At 63.9% G+C, this 15,456-nt stretch carries 16 protein-coding genes; 11 read left to right on the forward strand and 5 right to left on the reverse strand.

What is annotated here, in order from left to right; translation table 11 throughout:
• Nucleotides 1-5: 5 nt before the first annotated feature.
• On the forward strand, nt 6-3,335 hold the full coding sequence (gene carB, locus XM50_RS06890) for a carbamoyl-phosphate synthase large subunit (RefSeq protein ID WP_046408519.1): 3,330 nt from the start codon (nt 6-8) through the stop codon (nt 3,333-3,335).
• Nucleotides 3,336-3,413: 78 nt separating this feature from the next.
• Nucleotides 3,414-3,890 carry a transcription elongation factor GreA gene (greA, locus tag XM50_RS06895; RefSeq protein WP_046408521.1) on the forward strand — a complete coding sequence of 159 codons (477 nt, stop codon included), beginning with the start codon at nt 3,414-3,416 and terminating at the stop codon, nt 3,888-3,890.
• 163 nt (nt 3,891-4,053) lie between these two features.
• On the opposite strand, the gene XM50_RS06900 is transcribed toward greA, so the two are convergent.
• Genes XM50_RS06900 through XM50_RS06920 form a run of 5 tightly spaced genes read right to left on the reverse strand, consistent with a single transcriptional unit; the run spans nt 4,054 to nt 6,062 of the window.
• The gene (locus XM50_RS06900; RefSeq protein WP_046408523.1) at nt 4,054-4,281 is read right to left on the reverse strand and encodes a DUF4170 domain-containing protein; all 228 of its coding nucleotides are present in this window, start codon (nt 4,279-4,281) and stop codon (nt 4,054-4,056) included.
• A 41-nt stretch (nt 4,282-4,322) separates the two neighbouring features.
• A complete protein-coding gene (locus tag XM50_RS06905; protein ID WP_082102831.1) occupies nt 4,323-4,805 on the reverse strand; it encodes a hypothetical protein in 483 nt (160 codons plus the stop codon).
• On the reverse strand, nt 4,802-5,173 hold the full coding sequence (locus XM50_RS19590) for a DUF3618 domain-containing protein (protein WP_046408525.1): 372 nt from the start codon (nt 5,171-5,173) through the stop codon (nt 4,802-4,804). The genes XM50_RS06905 and XM50_RS19590 overlap by 4 nt, the downstream gene beginning before the upstream one ends.
• Nucleotides 5,170-5,508 carry a phage holin family protein gene (locus tag XM50_RS06915; protein WP_046408665.1) on the reverse strand — a complete coding sequence of 113 codons (339 nt, stop codon included), beginning with the start codon at nt 5,506-5,508 and terminating at the stop codon, nt 5,170-5,172. Before XM50_RS06915 ends, XM50_RS19590 begins: the two co-directional genes overlap by 4 nt.
• A 5-nt stretch (nt 5,509-5,513) precedes the next feature.
• Nucleotides 5,514-6,062 (reverse strand): hypothetical protein, encoded by a 549-nt coding sequence (locus XM50_RS06920; protein ID WP_125945520.1) that lies wholly within the window; start codon nt 6,060-6,062, stop codon nt 5,514-5,516.
• 131 nt (nt 6,063-6,193) lie between these two features.
• Here XM50_RS06920 and eno point away from each other — a divergent pair, with 131 nt between their 5' ends.
• The 9 genes from eno (at nt 6,194) to tuf (ending at nt 15,403) form a co-directional block, all read left to right on the forward strand.
• A complete protein-coding gene (gene eno, locus XM50_RS06925) occupies nt 6,194-7,474 on the forward strand; it encodes a phosphopyruvate hydratase (protein WP_046408526.1) in 1,281 nt (426 codons plus the stop codon).
• 110 nt (nt 7,475-7,584) lie between these two features.
• A complete protein-coding gene (locus tag XM50_RS06930; protein ID WP_231621890.1) occupies nt 7,585-7,833 on the forward strand; it encodes an FtsB family cell division protein in 249 nt (82 codons plus the stop codon).
• Nucleotides 7,834-7,928: 95 nt separating this feature from the next.
• Nucleotides 7,929-8,399 (forward strand): MAPEG family protein, encoded by a 471-nt coding sequence (locus XM50_RS06935; protein WP_046408530.1) that lies wholly within the window; start codon nt 7,929-7,931, stop codon nt 8,397-8,399.
• The gene (locus XM50_RS06940) at nt 8,396-9,649 is read left to right on the forward strand and encodes a Xaa-Pro dipeptidase (RefSeq protein WP_046408533.1); all 1,254 of its coding nucleotides are present in this window, start codon (nt 8,396-8,398) and stop codon (nt 9,647-9,649) included. Before XM50_RS06935 ends, XM50_RS06940 begins: the two co-directional genes overlap by 4 nt.
• A gap of 73 nt (nt 9,650-9,722) precedes the next feature.
• Nucleotides 9,723-10,709, forward strand: coding sequence for an alpha/beta fold hydrolase (locus XM50_RS06945; protein WP_046408535.1), 987 nt, complete (start codon nt 9,723-9,725; stop codon nt 10,707-10,709).
• 228 nt (nt 10,710-10,937) lie between these two features.
• The gene (gene rpsL / locus XM50_RS06950) at nt 10,938-11,309 is read left to right on the forward strand and encodes a 30S ribosomal protein S12 (RefSeq protein WP_029936467.1); all 372 of its coding nucleotides are present in this window, start codon (nt 10,938-10,940) and stop codon (nt 11,307-11,309) included.
• A gap of 117 nt (nt 11,310-11,426) precedes the next feature.
• Nucleotides 11,427-11,897: a 30S ribosomal protein S7 gene (gene rpsG, locus XM50_RS06955; protein WP_046408540.1), complete on the forward strand. Its 471-nt coding sequence runs from the start codon at nt 11,427-11,429 to the stop codon at nt 11,895-11,897.
• An 83-nt stretch (nt 11,898-11,980) separates the two neighbouring features.
• Nucleotides 11,981-14,074 carry an elongation factor G gene (gene fusA, locus XM50_RS06960; protein WP_046408542.1) on the forward strand — a complete coding sequence of 698 codons (2,094 nt, stop codon included), beginning with the start codon at nt 11,981-11,983 and terminating at the stop codon, nt 14,072-14,074.
• A 132-nt stretch (nt 14,075-14,206) separates the two neighbouring features.
• Nucleotides 14,207-15,403, forward strand: coding sequence for an elongation factor Tu (tuf, locus tag XM50_RS06965; RefSeq protein WP_046408544.1), 1,197 nt, complete (start codon nt 14,207-14,209; stop codon nt 15,401-15,403).
• The last annotated feature ends 53 nt before the right edge of the window (nt 15,404-15,456 follow it).

Raw genomic sequence — 15,456 nt, forward strand, 5'->3', positions numbered from 1 at the left:
ACATAATGCCCAAGCGCACCGACATCTCCTCCATCCTCGTCATCGGCGCCGGGCCGATCGTAATCGGTCAGGCGTGCGAGTTCGATTATTCGGGCACGCAGGCGATCAAGGCGCTCAAGGAAGAGGGCTATCGCATCGTCCTGGTCAATTCGAACCCGGCCACGATCATGACCGATCCCGAACTGGCCGACGCCACCTATGTCGAGCCGATCACGCCGGAGATCGTGGCCAAGATCATCGAGAAGGAGCGGCCCGATGCAGTGCTCCCCACGATGGGCGGGCAGACCGCGCTCAACACCGCGCTGGCGCTGTTCCATGACGGCACGCTGGAGAAGTACGGCGTCACCATGATCGGCGCCGATGCAGAGGCGATCGACAAGGCCGAGGACCGGCAGAAGTTCCGCAACGCGATGGACAAGATCGGGCTGGAAAGCGCCCGCTCGGCCGTCGCGCATACCGAGGCGGAGGCGCTGGAGGCGCTGGAGAAAACCGGGCTCCCCGCCATTATCCGGCCGAGCTTCACGCTGGGCGGCACCGGCGGCGGCGTCGCGTACAACCGTGAGGAGTTCCTCGAGATCGTCCGCAAGGGCCTCGACGCATCGCCGACCACCGAGGTGCTGATTGAGGAGTCGCTGCTCGGCTGGAAGGAATATGAGATGGAGGTGGTCCGCGACCGTGCGGACAATTGCATCATCATCTGCTCGATCGAGAATATCGATCCGATGGGCGTCCACACGGGCGACTCGATCACTGTCGCGCCTGCGCTGACGCTGACCGACAAGGAATATCAGATCATGCGCAACGCCAGCATTGCGGTGCTGCGCGAAATCGGCGTGGAAACAGGCGGTTCGAACGTACAGTTCGCGGTCAATCCAAAGGATGGCCGCCTGATCGTGATCGAGATGAACCCGCGCGTGTCGCGCTCGTCTGCGCTGGCGTCGAAGGCCACCGGTTTTCCGATCGCCAAGGTCGCGGCGAAGCTGGCGGTGGGCTATACGCTCGACGAGATCGAGAACGACATCACCGGCGCGACGCCCGCGAGCTTCGAGCCGACGATCGACTATGTCGTCACCAAGATCCCACGCTTCGCCTTCGAGAAGTTCAAGGGCGCCGAGGCGGTTCTGTCGACTGCGATGAAGAGCGTCGGCGAAGTCATGGCGATCGGACGCAACATTCACGAATCGATGCAGAAGGCGCTGCGTGGTCTGGAGACCGGCCTCAGCGGCTTCGACCGGGTTGAGCGGCTGGTCGGCGCACCGCGTGCCGAGATCGAGGCGGCGCTTGCCGTCGCTTCGCCCGATCGCCTGCTGGTCGCCGCACAGGCGCTGCGCGAAGGCTTCACCGTCGCCGAGGTGCACGCGATCGCCAAATACGATCCCTGGTTCCTGGAGCGGATCGAGGAGATCGTCCGCGCCGAGGAAGAAGTGTGTCGCAACGGCCTGCCGATCGGCGCGGCGGGCATGCGCCGGCTGAAGGCGATGGGCTTCAGCGACAAGCGTCTCGCGTGGCTTGCGCTGCAGTCGGCCAATCTGCGGGGGATGCGTCGCGGCATCGCGCAAGGGTCCGGCCTGATCCACGAGGCAGTCAAGGCGATGACCGGCGGCGTCACCGAGCAGGAGGTGCGCGAGCATCGCCACAAGCTTGGCGTGCGCCCGGTGTTCAAGCGCATCGACACCTGCGCAGCAGAGTTCGATGCGAAGACGCCGTACATGTACTCGACCTATGAGGCGCCCACCTTCGGTGAGGCCGAGAATGAGGCAATGCCGTCGGATCGTCGCAAGATCGTGATCCTGGGCGGCGGGCCGAACCGGATCGGGCAGGGGATTGAGTTCGATTACTGCTGCTGCCACGCGTGTTTCGCGCTGGCGGATGCCGGGTTCGAGACGATCATGGTCAATTGCAACCCGGAGACGGTGTCGACCGATTATGACACGTCGGATCGCCTGTATTTCGAGCCGCTGACGGCCGAGGACGTGCTTGAGATCCTGCACGTCGAGCAATCCAAGGGCGAGCTCGTCGGGGTCATCGTTCAGTTCGGTGGGCAGACGCCGCTGAACCTGGCGCGTGCGATCGAGGCGGCGGGGATCCCTATCCTAGGTACCTCGCCCTCGGCCATCGATCTGGCGGAGGATCGCGAACAGTTCGCCGCGCTGGTCGACAAGCTGCGCCTGCTTCAGCCCAACAACGGCATCGCGCGCAGCCGTGAAGAGGCGCTGAACGTCGCCGAGCGGGTCGGCTATCCGGTGCTGATGCGCCCGAGCTTCGTGCTCGGTGGCCGCGCGATGGAAATCGTCGACGGACCGCAGCAGCTTGAGGACTATATCCAGACCGCGGTTCAGGTGTCGGGCGACGCCCCGGTGCTGATCGACCAGTATCTGCGTGACGCGATCGAGGTGGACGTGGACGCGATCTGCGACGGCGACGATGTCGTGGTCGCCGGTGTGCTGCAGCATATCGAGGAAGCCGGCGTCCATTCGGGCGACAGCGCCTGCTCGATCCCGCCTTATTCGCTGCCCGCCGAGATCATCGCCGAGATCGAGCGTCAGGCTGAGGCGCTGGCGCATGGCCTTGGCGTACGCGGCCTGATGAACATCCAATTCGCGGTGAAGGACGGCAAGGTCTATCTGATCGAGGTGAACCCGCGCGCCAGCCGCACGGTGCCGTTCGTCGCCAAGGCGATTGGTGCTCCGATCGCCAAGATCGCCGCGCGCGTGATGGCGGGCGAGAAGCTGAAGGACCTGCCCACGATCGACCGCAACATCGATTACGTGGCGGTGAAGGAAGCCGTGTTCCCGTTCAACCGCTTCGCCGGAATCGATCCGGTCCTGTCACCGGAGATGAAGTCTACGGGCGAAGTGATGGGAATCGATCGCGATTTCACCACCGCCTTCGCCAAGTCGCAGCTCGCCGCGGGCAATGTGTTGCCGAGCGGCGGCAAGGTGTTCGTCAGCGTGAAGGACAATGACAAGGCGGCGATCACGACCGCGATCCGCGGACTGGTGGACGCTGGCTTCACCATCGTCGCGACCGGCGGCACCGCGGATCACCTGCAACGCGCCGGCCTGCCGGTCGAGGTGGTGAACAAGGTGGCGCAGGGCCGGCCGCACATCGTGGACCGGATCAAGGATGGCGACATCGCGCTGATCTTCAACACGACGGAAGGCTGGCAGAGCCTGAAGGATTCGCAGCCGATCCGTGCCTCGGCGGTGAATCAGAAGATCCCGTACTTCACCACCGCCCAGGCAAGCATTCAGGCGGCGAAGGCGATCACGACCGTGTCGCAGAACCTTGAAGTACGCCCGTTGCAGGCCTATTATTCGCAGTCGCACAACTAATCCCCGACAATTTGTTTGAGGTGCGAAGCGGCTAAGGGAGGCCGCTCGGGGACGGGTTTATTGAAGGGTGACGCGCACATGGCGACCGTCGAGAAGATGCCGATGCTGCAGGAAGGCTACGACAAGCTGACTGCGGAGCTCAAACGGCTGAAAATCGAACGGCCGCAGATCGTTGATGCGATCGAAGAAGCGCGTGCCCATGGCGACCTGTCCGAAAACGCCGAATATCATGCCGCCAAGGAGCGTCAGGGCCAGATCGAGGCGACTATCGCCGACATCGAGGACAAGCTCTCGCGCGCGCAGATCATCGATCCGCGCGACCTGTCGGGCGACAAGGTGGTGTTCGGCGCGACCGTCACCTTGCTCGACGAAGACGACAAGCCGATCAGGTATCAGATTGTTGGTCAGACCGAAGCGGATGCGAAGTCGGGCCGGATCAGCTACAATTCGCCGATGGGCCGCGCGCTGATCGGACGCAGCGTGGATGACGAGGTAGAGGTGTCGGTGCCGGCCGGCGACCGCTATTACGTGGTGTCCAAGATCGAATTCATTTGATTGTGAGGGATAGAGCCTGAGGCTGCAGCGACGCGTTGCAGCCCCAGTGCGTCCGCTCCGAGCCTTCATCCCTAAGAACCACGCGACGAGCCAAATAAAAGGCTGCGGACGCGCCTAGGCATCCGCAGCCTTGAGGGAAATCGGGGCGAGGGGCGTTGGTGGCTCAGCCGGCCGGCTTTAGCAACTCCGGCTCGAGCAGACGGTGCAGGTGCACCACCACATATTTCATCTCTGCATCATCAACGGTCCGCTGTGCAGCAGCGCGCCAAGCCTTTTCGGCCGATGCGTAGTCTGGAAAGACGCCGACGATGTCGATAGACTTGAGGTCGGCGAAGTCGAGCGTGCGCGGGTCGGTAACCCGGCCGCCGAAAACGAGGTGAAGCTTGCTCATGGCGGCTCCCTTATCCCCTAGGCGACCGGGTTTGAACCCTCTCAGTGCGCCGGTTTGATCTGTTCGCGTCCAGCCTCGGCCGCCGCCGTGCCAGCGTGCGATGCCGCCTTCACGACGCCCTGGAACAGGGACTTGGCCTGCCCCCGGGCAGCATCCTTGGTCAGACCCAGCTCTTCCAGTTCGCCGCGGCCAGCCTCCTTGGCGGCTGCAAGGGCTGCAACGGCCGCGGCACTCACCGTCTTGCCCACCGGCGCCAGGATCTTCTTCTCGCGCTCGCTGCGCGGCAACAGCGCGCCGACAACGGCGCCCAATGCCAAGCCGCCGGCGAGGGCGCCGAGCGGGTTGCCCTCGATGAAGTCCGTCGCCTTGTGCGCGGCGTCGCGGGCGCCTTCCTTCGACGTCTCGACCGTCTCGCCAGCGCGCTCCAGCGCGCTCTCGTAGGCGTGAGTTGCACGCTCGCGCAGCGATTCGTTGTGATCGGCGCTGCTGCCCTGCTTGTTGGTCTGCGTGTTCGCGTCGGTCATATGTTGTTCCTCTCGGCCGCTTCCGGCCAGTCACCAGGGATCGAACGCGCTAGTTGCGCGGGGGTTTCGCGATCGTGCTTGCGCTTGCGTCGCCGGCCAAAAAGGCCGGCGATACGGTCCCGTGCGAGCCACCCGATCGCAAGCGTGGCCGCCCACACCAGCGCTTCCGGGTTTGCTCGCGCCGTGGCGACCCCGTTGCGCAGCGCGCGCCCGCCGGTCTCCTGAAGATTTTCCACCGCGTCGCGCGCAACGACCTTCGGGTTCAGGCGCGCCTGCAGTGTGCTGGCGGTCTGGCTCAATCGCTGACGCGCGGCAGCGGCGCGCTGCTCGGCGAGCGTAACGGACAATGCCTGGGGATCGGAGCTCAAGAGACGACCTTCTTCGACAATTGCGCCTTGCCCGTCAGACCGAGGATCGTGGCGATCGCCAGCACGACCGCAACAACCGCCGTCGTGGCCCAGCCCGGGCCGATGACGGTCGCCAGCGTGAAGATGATCCCCACCAGCATGGCGATGAGCGCTGCGAGCGCCAATACACCGGCCACAGCGAAGTAGATCGCCGCCCATTTGTAGCGATCCGCGGCGAAGGCGGCGCGCGCCTTCGCCAGCGCGATCTCGGCCTGCGCGGCTTCACGTGTATCGGCAGCCAGTTGCGACACCAGCTGCCCGATGCCGGCTTCCTCGTCCGTCCGCTCCCCCGTCATCAAGGTCACGCCTGGTCGCGCTGGTCGAGCCCCGAGGACAGAAGGCGAGCGGCAACGAAGCCAACCGCGGCCGCGACACCGATGGCAGCCGCCGGGCTCTTGCGAACCACCTCGCGTGCGTCGTCGAGCAGTTCGTCGACGCTGCGATCGTTCAGCTTCGACGACAGGCCCTGCACCTGCTCGGCAGCGGAGCGGGCATATTGGCCATATTGTGCGCCGAGCTTCTCATCGACCTGCTGCGCGGCATCGTTGAGCATCGTCACCAACTGGTCCAGCGCATCCGTCGCCTTAACCTTGCCCTGGTCGGCCAGCGTCCGCGCCCGGTCGCCTGCTTCGCTCTTCAGCTTCACGACATTGTCGTTGATCAGCTGGCGCGGGCTGGTGTTGCCACCGGTTGAGTCGCCGTCGGCGGTGGCCCCGCTGCTGCCGGGCGCGCTGTCGCTGGCGCTATTCAGCGGATCGCGCGGCTGCAAATCGTCGGTCGCACCGGCCGGATTGGCGAGCGCGGGCGCGACATCTTGATCGGTCATCGGCTTTAAGGTGTCGTCGGCCATGGAGAATCCTTCCTTGATCGGTACTGACAACCCCGCCACGGCGAGGGTGTTCCATCACGATTTGCCGCCGGGAGCACGTCACGTTATCGGACGCCGAAAACCCGTCCTCGCCATCGTAGAAGGATCGTTACGTGACCGCAATCATCGACCTGCAGGGCCGCCAGATCATCGACAGCCGTGGCAACCCCACGGTTGAGGTCGACGTATTCCTCGAAGACGGCAGCTTCGGCCGCGCGGCTGTGCCGTCGGGCGCGTCGACCGGCGCGCACGAGGCAGTGGAACGCCGCGATGGCGACAAGTCGCGCTGGCTGGGTAAGGGCGTGGAGGGCGCGGTCGAAGCAGTCAACGGCGAGATTGCGGACACCATCCGCGGGCTGGAGGCCGAGGATCAGCTGGAGATCGATACTGTTCTGATCGAGCTGGAAGGCACGCCGAACAAGGGGCGGCTGGGCGCGAACGCGATTCTCGGCGTCAGCCTGGCCGTGGCCAAGGCAGCGGCCGACGCGCGCGGCCTGCCGCTCTACCGCTACGTCGGCGGCGCTGGCGCGCATGTCTTGCCGGTGCCGATGATGAATATCATCAATGGCGGCGAACATGCTGACAATCCGATCGATTTCCAGGAATTCATGATCATGCCCGTGGGCGCGGAGAACATCCTTGACGCGGTGCGCTGCGGCTCGGAGATATTCCATACGCTGAAGAAGGGCCTGCACGAGAAGGGGCTTGCCACCTCCGTCGGAGACGAGGGCGGCTTCGCGCCCAATCTGGCGAGCACCACCGATGCGCTCGATTTCATCATGCAGTCGATCGAGAAGGCGGGATACACGCCGGGCGGCGACGTGATGCTCGCGCTCGACTGCGCGGCGACCGAGTTCTTCCGCGACGGCAAATATGAAATTTCGGGCGAGGGCCTGTCGCTCGAGCCCGGCGCAATGGCTGATTATCTGGCCGATCTCGTTTCGCGTTACCCGATCCTGTCGATCGAGGACGGCATGGCCGAGGACGATTTCGAGGGCTGGAAGGCGCTGACCGACAAGATTGGCGACAAGGTCCAACTCGTCGGCGACGATTTGTTCGTCACGAATCCGGCGCGTCTGCGCGATGGCATCAAGCGCGGCCTCGCCAATTCGCTTCTGGTGAAGGTCAATCAGATCGGTACTCTGTCGGAAACACTGGAGGCGATGCGCATTGCGGAGCGGGCCGGCTACACCGCGGTCATGAGCCACCGTTCGGGCGAGACCGAAGACGCGACGATCGCCGATCTGGCGGTCGCTACGAACTGCGGGCAGATCAAGACCGGCAGCCTCGCGCGGTCCGATCGGCTCGCCAAGTACAACCAGCTGATCCGGATCGAGGAGGAGCTCGGCACGGTTGCCGCATATGCCGGCCGGGACGTGTTGCGCACCCGCTGAAACAGCTTGAATAAAGGAGGGCTTTCGGCGAAAATCTTCGTGTGAAACGCCGCAAGCCCTCCACCTTTCGTGCCGTCCTGAAGCGCGCCACCTGGCCTGCGCTGGCGGTGATGGTGATGGCGTTCTTCGGTGGCTATGCCGTTCTTGGTGCCAATGGCATCTTCGCCTTCGGGGAATACAAGCGGCAGGTTGCGAAGCGTGAACATTATTATGCGGCGCTCGATCACAAGCGAGAGGTGTTGCGTAATCGAGTCGCGCTTCTTGATCCGCGTCACGCGAATCCGGACATGGTGGATGAACTGGTGCGGCGTGAACTGAACGTCGCTCACCCCGACGAAGTGATCGTCCCACTGAACTAGTCAGCTGGGCCTTTTCGAGCGCTTCCCGGTCGCCCGTCCCTCTTTTCACTTCCGCTCATTCGCCCCATGCTGCGCTTATTTGGGGGAGGGGCATCATGGCCGCGTTGAACATCCTGTGGCCCACCTTTGCTATGGTCGGGCTAGTCTTCGTCGTCTGGTTCACGCTGTTCTTTCATCGCATCCGCCACATGAAGCACACACCGCCGCGACCGCAGGATTTTGCGGATGGCGAGGCGGCGCTGCGCTATTTCCGACCGGTCGAGATGCCCGCGAACAATCTCGCCAATCTGTTCGAGATGCCGGTGCTCTATTTCGCACTGGTGTCGCTGCTGATCGTGACGGCGCAGGTCAATAACATTCAGGTGACGCTTGCTTGGCTGTTCGTTATCGCACGGGCCGTTCATAGCTACATCCACATCGGGCCGAAGAAGGTGCCGGCACGGTTCTTCGCCTATCTGGTATCGGTGGTGATCCTGCTGGCGATGTGGGTCGGTTTCTTCGTCGACATCGTGACGGTGGCCGGCGACTATCGTCGCGCCGTGCAGGCAATGGGGGGTGTTCTTTGAAGTCGAGGCTCGTGTTTGCGGCTGCCGCGTTGACGGTGGCTGTCCCTGCGGCGGCGGAGACGGTGGTCATCACCGCCGCCCAGATGCTTGATGTCGAGAAGGGCGTGCTGGTCCCGCGTCCGGTCATTACCGTGACGGATGGGCGCATCACCGCGCTCGGCGGTGCGGCACCTGCGGGCGCGAAGCGGATCGATCTGGGTGATGTGACGCTAGTGCCGGGCCTGATCGACATGCACGTTCACCTCGACAGCACCCCCATATATGGCGGGTACAACGGGCTTCAGTTCACCGACAGCTTCTGGGGGGTGCAAGGGGTCGGCAACGCTGGCGCCATGCTGCGCGCCGGGTTCACCACTGTGCGCAACGTGGGGTCGGAAAACTACAACGACGTGGCCTACAAGCAGGCGATTGACGAAGGACTGATGGTCGGGCCGCGAATCGTGCCGGCTGCCTATGCCCTGGGAGCGACCGGCGGCCATTGCGACAGCACCTTCTTCCCGCCCAGCTTCAACCAGCGTGGCAAGGCGGTCGGGGACACGCCGGACGAATTGCGCACCCGTGTTCGCGAGCAGCGCAAATATGGTGCCGAGGTGATCAAGGTGTGTGCAAGCGGCGGCGTTTTCAGCCGCAACACCGAACCGGGGCAACAGCAGCTTTCCGAGGGCGAACTGCGCGCGATCGCTGACGAGGCGCATCAATGGGGGTTGAAGACGGCCGCACATGCGCATGGTGCGGCCGGGATCAAGGCGGCGATCCGCGCCGGGATCGACACGATCGAACATGCCAGCCTGATCGACGATGAGGGGATCCGTCTCGCGAAGGAGAAGGGCACCTATCTGTCGATGGACATCTATAACACCGAATATACCCAGGCGGAGGGCAAGAAGAACGGCGTGCTTGAAGACAATCTGCGCAAGGATCGCGAGATCGCGCAGATCCAGCGCGACAATTTCCGCAAGGCCAATGCCGCCGGCGTGAAGATGGTGTTCGGAACCGACGCCGGGGTGATGCCGCACAAGGATGCAGGCAAGCAGTTCGGCATCATGGTGCGCTTCGGGATGACCCCGTTGCAGGCGATTCGCGCCGCGACCCTGACCGCGGCCGACGCTCTCGGGCGCAACCGTGACGTTGGCGCGATCGCTGTCGGCCGCTTCGGTGACATCGTCGCGGTGGCGGGCAATCCGCTGGAGGATGTCACGGTGCTGGAACGCCCGGCCGCCGTCATCAAGGGAGGTGCACGGGTCGACTGACCGCGGTGAGGCGGTGGCGTTCTGCTTGCAACATGGTTAACACCCGTAACAGGGTAACTTCGGGGGCGGGGCAATGTGGGCGATCGGCGTGGTGGCGGGCGGCGTCATCTTGGCGGCAGCGGCGTCGACGGCCCCGGACTACGGCCCGCATCTGGAGCGTTTCACTTACCCGTGGCCGGTGCAGACCATGACGGCCGACGTCGTCGGTCAGCCCGCGACAATGGCCTTCATGGACGTCGCACCGGCCCGGCCCAATGGCCGCGTGGTCGTGTTGATGCACGGCAAGAACTTCTGTGGCGCGACGTGGGAGTCGACGGCGCGGACGCTCAGCGCGTCGGGTTATCGCGTGATCATCCCCGACCAGATCGGCTTTTGCAAATCGGCAAAGCCGCGCGCGGCGCAGTACAGCTTCGCGATGCTCGCGCATCACACCAACCGTCTGCTCGCCTCGCGCGGAGTGACGAAGGCCATTGTCGTCGGTCACTCGATGGGAGGAATGCTCGCGACGCGCTACGCCATCATGTATCCCAAGGGGGTCGATCGCCTGGTGCTGGTCAACCCGCTTGGCTTGGTCGACCGGTCGGAAGCGGGCGTGCCCTATGTAGATGTCGATACCCTTTGGGCGGGGGAAAAGAAGACCGATTATGCCTCGATCCGGGCGTACCAGACCGCCAACTATTATCATGGCACCTGGAAACCAGCCTATGATCGCTGGGCGTTGATGCAGGCCGGCATGTATGCCGGGGCGGGGCGCGACACGGTCGCCCTGGCGCAGGCGAAGACCGGCGAGATGATTCGGACGCAGCCGATCGCGCATGAACTTTACCGCGTGACGGCGCCGACGACGCTCATCGTCGGCACGCTGGACAAGACCTCGTTCGGCCGCGCGCAGGCACCCGCATCGCTGCAGAAGTTCCTCGAGGCTATCCCGCAAGTCGCAACTGAGGCGGTCCGCAAGCTGCCGTCTGCCAGGCTCGTTCCGCTGGACGGACTCGGTCACTCGCCGCAGGTGGAAGATCCGGCGCGCTTCGAAAAGACGTTGCTCTCGGTCATCGCGTGAAACGGGGTGCCCCCTGGCTGGCTGGCAGGGTGGCCGCCATTGACCAGTCGGGTCGCGATGCGTATAGCCGCGCCCGTTCGTGGCGGGTCTGACCCGGCGCGGGCAAGCTTGAACATTGCTGGATGCTTAGAGGACCCGGGAAGGCTCATCGCCGCCCAAGGTCCTTTTCGTATTCCAAGTGCTGTCAGGGCTCCAGCAAAGTAACCTATACGAAAGGTGAAGGCTTCAATGCCGACGATCAACCAGCTGGTCCGCAAGGGCCGCGAACCGCAGAAGGCCAAGAGCAAGGTCCCTGCGATGGAGCAGAACCCGCAGAAGCGCGGCGTTTGCACCCGTGTGTACACCACGACCCCCAAGAAGCCGAACTCGGCATTGCGCAAGGTGGCGAAGGTTCGCCTGACCAACCAGCGCGAAGTCATCAGCTACATCCCGGGTGAAGGCCACAACCTGCAGGAGCACTCGGTTGTGCTCATCCGCGGCGGCCGTGTGCGCGACCTTCCCGGCGTGCGCTATCACGTGCTGCGCGGCGTGCTCGATACGCAGGGCGTGAAGGACCGTCGTCAGTCCCGCTCGAAGTACGGCGCGAAGCGTCCGAAGTAAGCCGGCATCCCGGCTGGCCCGGGGTCTCGAGGTTTGTGTCCCGCACCATTGTCAGGCGGCTCCCGCGAAAGCTGGGGGCGGGCGGACAGGAGCGGTTGATCTGAGAAGGAATTCCAAATGGCGCGTCGTCGTCGTCCCGAGAAGCGGGAAATCCTGCCTGATCCCAAGTTCGGTGATGAGGTTCTGTCCAAGTTCATGAATTCGGTGATGCTGGACGGCAAGAAGTCCGTCGCCGAGGGCATCGTTTATTCCGCACTCGACACGGTCGAGTCGCGCGCCAAGCGCGACCCGCTGGGCGTGTTCCATGATGCGCTGAACAACATCAAGCCGGGCATCGAGGTCCGCAGCCGCCGCGTCGGTGGTGCGACCTACCAGGTGCCCGTCGAGGTTCGTCCGGAGCGTGCCCAGGCGCTGGCGATCCGCTGGCTGATCTCGGCGGCCCGCGGTCGCAGCGAGAACACCATGTCGGCCCGCCTGTCGGGTGAGCTGCTCGACGCTTCGAACAACCGCGGCAATGCGGTGAAGAAGCGCGAAGACACCCACCGCATGGCGGAAGCGAACCGCGCCTTCAGCCACTACCGCTGGTAGTCTTGGAAGCGTCTCGCACGTAAACTATATCGTGGGGAGCTGGCCAAGGGCCTGCTCCCCACATCTCTAAGGAAAGCCCGACCATGGCCCGCAGCCATCCGCTCGAGAAGTACCGTAACATCGGCATCATGGCGCACATCGACGCCGGCAAGACGACGACGACCGAGCGCATCCTTTACTACACCGGCAAGTCCTATAAGATCGGCGAAGTGCACGAAGGCACCGCGACGATGGACTGGATGGAGCAGGAGCAGGAGCGCGGCATCACCATCACCTCCGCGGCGACCACGTGCAAGTGGCGCGCGAGCGAGGGCAAGGGTGACGAGCACCTGATCAACATCATCGACACGCCGGGGCACGTCGACTTCACCATCGAGGTGGAGCGTTCGCTGCGCGTGCTGGACGGCGCGGTCACCTGCTTTGATGGCGTGGCCGGCGTTGAGCCGCAGTCCGAGACGGTGTGGCGTCAGGCCGACAAGTATCGCGTGCCGCGTCTTTGCTACGTCAACAAGCTGGATCGTACCGGCGCGAGCTTCGATCGCTGCGTTCAGATGATCAAGGATCGTCTGGGTGCACGTACTGCCGTGCTGTACCTGCCGATCGGCATCGAGAGCCAGTTTGTCGGTCTCGTCGACCTCGTCGAGAACCGCGCGATCGTGTGGCTGGACGAGTCGCTGGGCGCGAAGTTCGAATATCGCGAAATTCCGGACGACATGAAGGATGCGGCCGCGGCTGCCCGCGCCGAGCTGATCGAGATCGCCGTCGAGCAGGACGAGGCGGTGCTGGAGGCGTATCTGGAGGGCAACGAGCCCGACACCGCGACGCTGAAGCGCCTGATCCGCAAGGGCACGCTGGCGTTCGATTTCGTGCCGGTGCTGTGCGGTTCGTCGTTCAAGAACAAGGGCGTTCAGCCGCTGCTCGACGCCGTGGTCGACTATCTGCCGAGCCCGCTCGACATCCCTGACGTGCAGGGTGTGAAGCTGGACGGCGAAACGGTCGATTCGCGTCCGCCGTCGGATGACGCGCCAATGTCGCTGCTCGCCTTCAAGATCATGAACGATCCGTTCGTCGGCTCGCTCACCTTCGCGCGCATCTATTCGGGCAAGCTGGCCAAGGGCAGCTACCTGAACTCGGTGAAGGACAAGAAGGAAAAGATTGGCCGTATGCTCCTGATGCACGCGAACTCGCGTGAGGACATCGAGGAAGCGCGCGCTGGTGACATCGTCGCGATCGCGGGTCTGAAGGAAACGACGACCGGTGACACGCTGTGCGATCCGGCGAACCCGATCATCCTCGAGCGGATGGAATTCCCTGAGCCGGTGATCGAGCTCAGCGTGGAGCCGAAGACCAAGGCCGACCAGGAGAAGATGGGCGTCGCCCTGAACCGCCTGGCTGCGGAGGATCCCTCGTTCCGCGTGTCGACCGATCACGAATCGGGTCAGACGATCATCAAGGGGATGGGCGAGCTCCACCTCGAGATTCTCGTCGACCGCATGAAGCGTGAGTTCAAGGTCGAGGCCAACGTCGGTGCGCCGCAGGTGGCGTATCGCGAGTATCTGAAGAAGCCTGTGGACATCGACTACACCCACAAGAAGCAGTCGGGTGGTACCGGTCAGTTCGGTCGTGTGAAGGTGAAGCTGACGCCGGGCGAGCGTGGTGCTGGCATCATCTTCAAGGACGAGATCAAGGGCGGTAACATTCCGAAGGAATATATCCCCGCGATCGAAAAGGGCTTCCGTGAGACGGCAGCAACCGGTTCGCTGGTTGGCTTCCCGATCATCGACTTCGAGATCGTGCTGTATGACGGCGCGTATCACGACGTCGACTCGTCGGCCCTGGCGTTCGAAATCACCGCCCGCGGCGCAATGCGCGAAGCGGCGCAGAAGGCCGGGATCACGCTGCTCGAGCCGGTGATGAAGGTCGAGGTCGTGACGCCGGAGGATTACCTCGGCGACGTGATCGGCGACATGAACTCGCGTCGTGGTCAGATCCAGGGCACCGACACGCGCGGCAACGCGCAGGCGGTGACGGCGATGGTGCCGCTCGCGAACATGTTCGGCTACGTGAACTCGCTGCGCTCGTTCACCCAGGGCCGTGCCAGCTACTCGATGCAGTTCTCGCACTATGACGAAGTGCCGCAGAACGTTGCGGACGAGGTCAAGGCGAAGCTGGCGTAATCGCTCTTCCCGTCTTCCGGGTCGACCGGAAGACGGGAGAGGGTTTGCGCAACGACAATTCAGCCGCTATGGGGCCGCCTTCACGGCGAGTCCTCGTGCGGCTCAAGTGGAAATCCAGAAGGTAGGACAACAATGGCTAAGGCTAAGTTTGAGCGGACCAAGCCGCACCTGAACATCGGCACCATCGGTCACGTCGACCATGGCAAGACCTCGCTGACCGCAGCGATCACCAAGGTTCTCGCAGAGAACGTCGCCGGCAACGCAGCCGTCGACTTCGCGAACATCGACAAGGCGCCGGAAGAGCGTGAGCGCGGCATCACCATCTCGACCGCGCACGTCGAGTACGAGACCGCCAACCGTCACTATGCGCACGTCGACTGCCCGGGTCACGCCGACTATGTGAAGAACATGATCACCGGCGCTGCCCAGATGGACGGCGCGATCCTGGTCGTGTCGGCCACCGACGGCCCGATGCCGCAGACCCGTGAGCACATCCTGCTCGCCCGTCAGGTCGGCGTGCCGGCGATGGTGGTGTTCCTCAACAAGGTCGACCTGGTCGACGACGAGGAAATCCTCGAGCTGGTCGAGCTGGAAGTTCGCGAGCTGCTGAGCTCGTACGAATTCCCGGGCGACGACATTCCGATCATCAAGGGCTCGGCTACCTGCGCCCTCTCGGGTTCGGACCAGAAGCTCGGCACCGACGCCGTTCTCGAGCTGATGAAGGCGGTTGACGAGTACATCCCGCAGCCGGAGCGTCCGCTCGACAAGCCGTTCATGATGCCGATCGAAGACGTGTTCTCGATCTCGGGTCGTGGCACGGTCGTCACCGGCCGCGTTGAGACCGGCATCATCAAGGTTGGTGAGGAAGTCGAGATCGTCGGCATCCACCCGGAAGTCCGCAAGACGACCGTCACCGGCGTGGAAATGTTCCGCAAGCTGCTCGACCAGGGCCAGGCTGGCGACAACGTGGGCGCGCTGATCCGCGGTGTCGCTCGCGACGAAGTCGAGCGTGGCCAGGTGCTCTGCAAGCCGGGCTCGATCAAGCCGCACACCGAGTTCTCGTCGGAAGTGTACGTGCTGTCGAAGGAAGAGGGTGGCCGTCACACGCCGTTCTTCGCCAACTATCGTCCGCAGTTCTACTTCCGTACGACGGACGTGACCGGCACCGTCGAGCTGCCTGAGGGCACCGAGATGGTGATGCCGGGCGACAACGTCGCTCTGGGCATCAAGCTGATCGCGCCGATCGCCATGGACGTGGGCCAGCGCTTCACGATCCGCGAGGGCGGCCGCACCGTCGGTGCAGGCGTCGTCAGCTCGATCGCCAAGTAAGATCTTTCTTTAAGATCCAGCGGTTCGCCGCAAAGCTGCCGCCCGGCACGCCA

This window comes from Sphingomonas sp. Ag1 (assembly GCF_000980895.1).
Taxonomy (GTDB): Bacteria; Pseudomonadota; Alphaproteobacteria; order Sphingomonadales; family Sphingomonadaceae; genus Sphingomonas; species Sphingomonas panaciterrae.

What these genes read in the sequence shown, in the direction of transcription:
- tuf (WP_046408544.1), top strand. Translation starts at nt 14,207, where the DNA reads ATGGCTAAGGCTAAGTTTGAGCGGACCAAGCCGCACCTGAACATCGGC.
- fusA (WP_046408542.1), top strand. Translation starts at nt 11,981, where the DNA reads ATGGCCCGCAGCCATCCGCTCGAGAAGTACCGTAACATCGGCATCATG.
- XM50_RS06915 (WP_046408665.1), bottom strand. Translation starts at nt 5,508, where the DNA reads ATGACGGGGGAGCGGACGGACGAGGAAGCCGGCATCGGGCAGCTGGTG.
- XM50_RS06930 (WP_231621890.1), top strand. Translation starts at nt 7,585, where the DNA reads ATGGTGATGGCGTTCTTCGGTGGCTATGCCGTTCTTGGTGCCAATGGC.
- rpsG (WP_046408540.1), top strand. Translation starts at nt 11,427, where the DNA reads ATGGCGCGTCGTCGTCGTCCCGAGAAGCGGGAAATCCTGCCTGATCCC.
- XM50_RS06900 (WP_046408523.1), bottom strand. Translation starts at nt 4,281, where the DNA reads ATGAGCAAGCTTCACCTCGTTTTCGGCGGCCGGGTTACCGACCCGCGC.
- XM50_RS06920 (WP_125945520.1), bottom strand. Translation starts at nt 6,062, where the DNA reads ATGGCCGACGACACCTTAAAGCCGATGACCGATCAAGATGTCGCGCCC.
- greA (WP_046408521.1), top strand. Translation starts at nt 3,414, where the DNA reads ATGGCGACCGTCGAGAAGATGCCGATGCTGCAGGAAGGCTACGACAAG.
- XM50_RS06945 (WP_046408535.1), top strand. Translation starts at nt 9,723, where the DNA reads ATGTGGGCGATCGGCGTGGTGGCGGGCGGCGTCATCTTGGCGGCAGCG.
- XM50_RS06935 (WP_046408530.1), top strand. Translation starts at nt 7,929, where the DNA reads ATGGCCGCGTTGAACATCCTGTGGCCCACCTTTGCTATGGTCGGGCTA.
- XM50_RS06905 (WP_082102831.1), bottom strand. Translation starts at nt 4,805, where the DNA reads ATGACCGACGCGAACACGCAGACCAACAAGCAGGGCAGCAGCGCCGAT.
- rpsL (WP_029936467.1), top strand. Translation starts at nt 10,938, where the DNA reads ATGCCGACGATCAACCAGCTGGTCCGCAAGGGCCGCGAACCGCAGAAG.
- carB (WP_046408519.1), top strand. Translation starts at nt 6, where the DNA reads ATGCCCAAGCGCACCGACATCTCCTCCATCCTCGTCATCGGCGCCGGG.